The sequence below is a fragment of the Vibrio sp. ER1A genome, from assembly GCF_000733315.1.
In the GTDB taxonomy this organism is placed as follows: domain Bacteria; phylum Pseudomonadota; class Gammaproteobacteria; order Enterobacterales; family Vibrionaceae; genus Vibrio; species Vibrio mediterranei.
Genome location: NZ_JPJA01000048.1, coordinates 1 through 3,469 on the forward strand (window position 1 = coordinate 1; position 3,469 = coordinate 3,469).

The following is a 3,469-nucleotide window of genomic DNA, read 5'->3' on the forward strand; positions in this document are numbered from 1 at the left end:
GAATTCGGCAACAAAGCCGAGTGAATGCTTTAAGAGACCGAGAAGTGCCCATCAGTCGATTGCTAATTGTGCCAATACTTTTTTCTGTATGGGGGATTTATGGAGTCACAACAACAATACCGTTGACTGCATTTACATCAAGTTTATTCGTTGCTTCTTTGCTTTCAGGTGGTTTAGTTTGCTTTTGGATCAATAGATTCTTCATTAATCAACCGAAATATAATCCACAAACCATGATAGTGACACTCCCTGGACAACCGCTCTCGTTATTGTTGATACTATCGACTTTCAGCGTACACTTCGTACTTTCTGTCTTTCTTGCATTGGAACCTAATATTGTAAATTCTGCTCCTTTTGTGTTTATTTTTTGTGCTCTGTCGGGCTTTTTTAGTGGCTCTTTCTGGGGACAGGTTATAGGCACTCTTAAAGTTGCATTTAATGTGATAAAAAGGGGCGTATAAAACGCCCATTACTAATGCAGATAATCTACTAAGGTTTAAGTTATTTATTGCGGTTCCACCATATACTCTCCAAGCACCTCTGCATCAACATAACAGTTTGCGTATTACCTAGTATAATATTAGGTGGTTGCTGACGCGTATCCCAGAATTGCCCAACATGTAAACTTGAGTAAGCTTTATTTTTCATCCTTGACAGTCTTCCTACGGATGTTCCATTCAAACTTAGTTCTTCTTTGAACGAAGAACTGCCAGACTTAAGCGTCGTTTACAGAACCTTGTTCAAGTATGTTGTCTGTTAGTGTAACAATGGTGATTATTATGAGTGCCTAGCCAGAGGGCTCAATAAGTTACAGGTTGGCCATATGTTTTGAATTTCTCTTTCATGAGGTTCATTTCTTCATCACTCAAAATCAAAGGATCACCAAAACTTGAACTTATACAATGTATTTTTGCGCAATGCTCAATTTGTTCCGCAATGTTGAATGCAGCACTTAGGGTACCTGCACCGGTCAACAATCCGTGATTCGCCAGTAACACAGCACGTCTGTCTCTCATTGCCTCAAACGCTGACTCTGCAAGTTTTTCTGTACCGAAAGTTTGATATTCAGCACAACGAACATCTTTTCCAGAAAATGCCACCAAATAATTGGAGGCTGGGAGAGACTGCCTTAGCGTGGCAATCGCCGTGCAGTAAGTCGAGTGCGTATGCACAACAGCATCAATGTCTTCACGGCGGTCATAGAATATCCTATGCATTCCCCATTCACTGGATGGCTTTCTATCTGAATCAACACGATTTCCCTGCATATCCATAACGACAATGTCTTCTGGAGTTGCATCGAAGTAGTCTACACCGCTTGGACTAACAGCAATCAGCCCTTTTTTTCGATTGAAAATGGAGATATTACCGCCAGTACCAACTGTCAAACCATGAGTAACCAGTTTTTTACAGGTTTCTACAATATCAATACGTTCTTGTTCTAATAACATGTCTTATCTCAATAAGTAGGTGCCGGACTCGGACTACATGCCGACACCAGGTGGAAAATTACGCTTTAACCATTTCTGGAAACATGCTGGCAAGACCTTCGTGTGTTGCTTTACAAACACCTTTTTCTGTAATTAAACCGGTCACAAACTCTGCTGGCGTCACATCAAATGCATAGTTAGCGCATCTGGTACCTTCTGGGGCGATGTTTACGAAGCTACGGTTGTTGTTTGCGTCCATACCTTGAACGTGAGATTGCTCTTTACCGCTGCGCTGTTCGATAGGGATCTCTTCCACACCATCCCAAACCGTTGGGTCGATAGTTGGTGATGGAAGCGCTACATAAAATGGAACATTGTTATGGTGAGCAGCGAGTGCTTTGAGGTATGTACCGATTTTATTGCAAACATCACCTTTAGCTGTGACACGGTCAGTACCTACAATGACTAAATCTACTTCACCTTTTTGCATTAGGTAGCCACCAGCATTGTCTGCAATTAATGTGTGCGGAATACCATGACTACCCAACTCAAAAGCGGTCAATGCACCTTGGTTACGCGGACGTGTTTCGTCTACCCAAACGTGAATTTTAACTCCCAGATCATGGGCAAGATACATAGGGGCAGTTGCAGTACCCCAATCCACAGTAGCCAACCAGCCAGCATTACAATGCGTTAAGATGTTAATGACTTCGCCTTCCTTTTTATTCGCCGCGATTGAGCGGATAATTTCTAAACCATGTTTACCTATACTGTGGTTGATCTGTGCATCTTCATCGCAAATTTCAGCTGCTTCTTTAAATGCAGTTTCTACGCGGTTATCTTCCTCAGTGTTTTTTAGAAGCTCACACATTCGAACTAGCGCCCATTCCAAGTTAATAGCTGTGGGTCGAGTTTTAACTAAAGCTTCATAAGCTTCATTTATCGCTTCATTACTACAATCTTTAGTCATAGCGAAGGCCACACCATAAGCACCAACACACCCAATCAGTGGGGCTCCACGTACTTTCATAGATACGATAGCTTCAGCAGCTTCTTCCATAGTTGTAAGAGTTAATATCTCAAACTCATAAGGCAATTTTTCTTGATTGAAGATGTAAACACCTTTCTTATCCTCTGTGGGCCAAATTGAGCGATAATGTGTACCATTGATTTTCATAGTATTTTCCTTTGTTCTGGCCACGAAGAATCTTACTTTATGGCCAGTAACTTCTGTCATCAGAAGATGCGGTGAGAGAGTTATAGTTGTGTCGCTGTATCTAGAGCGAGCTCAATCATTTGATGTAAAGAAACTTCCCTTTCTTCGATAGAAAGCAAGCCTCCATTTTTGATGTGATCTGTTGTGGTAAGGATCCCCAATGCTTTAGCTCCCAACTCAGCAGCTACTGCATATAAACCAGCGACTTCCATATCAACCCCAACAATTCCATACTTTTCTAGGGTCTGGAATACATCTGGATCAGGTCCGTAGAAAAGGTCACAAGTAAACAAGTTACCGACTTTGACATTTAGTTCTTTTGTACGAGCGGTATTCACTGCTGTTTCAAGCAACTCGTAATCCGCAATTGCCGCTAAATCATGTCCCTTAAATCGGTCTCTATTCGTTTTAGAATCGGTACTCGCCCCCATTGCGATAACAACGTCCATTAGCTCAATATCATCTCTTACAGAGCCACATGAACCGATCCTAATGAGGTTTTTGACGCCGAATTCGTGAATCAACTCATAGGCATACATAGATATTGATGGGATCCCCATACCATGAGCCATCACAGAGAGGCTTTTTCCTTTGTAGGTGCCGGTATAACCAAGCATATTTCGTACATTATTTACCTCGACTGCGTTATCCAAGTATTTCTCTGCGATGTATTTAGCTCGGAGTGGATCTCCGGGCATAATTACTGTTTCTGCAAAATCGCCAGGATTGGATTTGATCGCTAATGCCATTTATTTGTCCTTCAAATGTGTTTTTTTTCATTCTTAAATTTCATTAGCAATGCTTGGCTTTGTTGCCGAATTCA

4 protein-coding genes are annotated in these 3,469 nt (G+C 41.6%); 1 reads left to right on the forward strand and 3 read right to left on the reverse strand.

Annotation, left to right across the window (positions count from 1 at the left end; genetic code table 11):
- Positions 1-461: DUF6622 family protein (locus tag HW45_RS29885; protein WP_235225359.1), on the forward strand; the 461-nt coding region annotated here is incomplete at its 5' end.
- A gap of 339 nt (positions 462-800) precedes the next feature.
- Here HW45_RS29885 and HW45_RS04235 read toward each other — a convergent pair.
- The 3 genes from HW45_RS04235 to deoD all read right to left on the reverse strand — a co-directional run bounded on the left by HW45_RS04235 (position 801) and on the right by deoD (position 3,395).
- Positions 801-1,451 (reverse strand): L-fuculose-phosphate aldolase, encoded by a 651-nt coding sequence (locus HW45_RS04235; RefSeq protein WP_038225098.1) that lies wholly within the window; start codon positions 1,449-1,451, stop codon positions 801-803.
- A gap of 58 nt (positions 1,452-1,509) precedes the next feature.
- Positions 1,510-2,607 (reverse strand): S-methyl-5-thioribose-1-phosphate isomerase, encoded by a 1,098-nt coding sequence (gene mtnA, locus HW45_RS04240; protein WP_038225101.1) that lies wholly within the window; start codon positions 2,605-2,607, stop codon positions 1,510-1,512.
- An 80-nt stretch (positions 2,608-2,687) separates the two neighbouring features.
- Positions 2,688-3,395, reverse strand: a complete 708-nt coding sequence (gene deoD / locus HW45_RS04245; protein WP_038225103.1) for a purine-nucleoside phosphorylase — start codon at positions 3,393-3,395, stop codon at positions 2,688-2,690.
- Between the last annotated feature and the right edge of the window lie 74 nt (positions 3,396-3,469).

Excerpts from the sequence above, each read along its gene's own strand:
- HW45_RS04235 (WP_038225098.1), bottom strand. The coding sequence starts at position 1,451 with ATGTTATTAGAACAAGAACGTATTGATATTGTAGAAACCTGTAAAAAA.
- mtnA (WP_038225101.1), bottom strand. The coding sequence starts at position 2,607 with ATGAAAATCAATGGTACACATTATCGCTCAATTTGGCCCACAGAGGAT.
- deoD (WP_038225103.1), bottom strand. The coding sequence starts at position 3,395 with ATGGCATTAGCGATCAAATCCAATCCTGGCGATTTTGCAGAAACAGTA.